This is a genomic window from Modestobacter caceresii (genome assembly GCF_000761485.1).
Lineage (GTDB): Bacteria > Actinomycetota > Actinomycetes > Mycobacteriales > Geodermatophilaceae > Modestobacter > Modestobacter caceresii.
On sequence record NZ_JPMX01000105.1, the window covers coordinates 1 to 835 of the forward strand.

Below are 835 nucleotides of genomic sequence, written 5' to 3' on the forward strand. Positions count from 1 at the left end.
TCTGAGGCATCGCTGGCCTATGACGTCCGTGGTCCGCTGCCGACGGCGGACGGACGGCCGCCGCTGTTCCTCATCGGGGCACCGATGGACGCGAGCGGCTTCGGCACGCTCGCTGGGCACCTCACCGACCGCACAGTGGTCACTTACGACCCGCGCGGCCTGGGTCGCAGCACGCGGACCGACGGGCGGACCACGCACACGCCCCAGCAGCACGCCGATGACGTCCACCGCGTCATCGAGGCGGTCGGGGGGCCGGTGGAGATGTTCGCCAGCAGCGGGGGAGCGGTCACGGCGCTGGCCCTGGTCGCGGCGCATCCGGATGACGTGACGACGCTCGTCGCCCACGAACCCCCGCTGCTGCACGTCCTCCCGGACGCCGACCGCGCGATCGCCGCCACCCGCGCGGTGCAGGCGGTCTACGAGGCCAAGGGCTGGGCGCACGGCATGGCGGCCTTCATCGCGCTCACCTCATGGCAAGGGGAGTTCACCGACGACTTCTCGGCCACCGCCGCCCCGGACCCGGCGACCTTCGGCCTCCCGGCCGAGGACGACGGTGCACGCAGCGACCCACTGCTGTCGCACGACTCCGACGCGATCGCCGCCTTCCGGCCCGACGTCCCGGCGCTGACGGCGGCGCCGACCCGGATCATCGTCGCTGCCGGCATCGAGTCGAAGGACGCCCTCACCTGGCGCACCGCCGTCGCGACCTCCCAGGTGCTGGGCCAGGAGCTCACCGTCTTCCCGAGCGACCACGGTGGGTTCCTGGGCGGCGAGTTCGGCCAGCACGGCCAGCCGGAGGCGTTCGCCGCACGGCTGCGCGAGGTCCTCGACGCGC

General features: G+C 73.7%; 1 protein-coding gene. It reads left to right on the forward strand.

Going from position 1 to position 835, the window contains the following annotated elements:
• Window positions 1–84: 84 nt before the first annotated feature.
• Window positions 85–835 (forward strand): alpha/beta fold hydrolase (locus IN07_RS20035; RefSeq protein WP_331437144.1); only part of this gene is annotated, 751 nt, incomplete at its 3' end.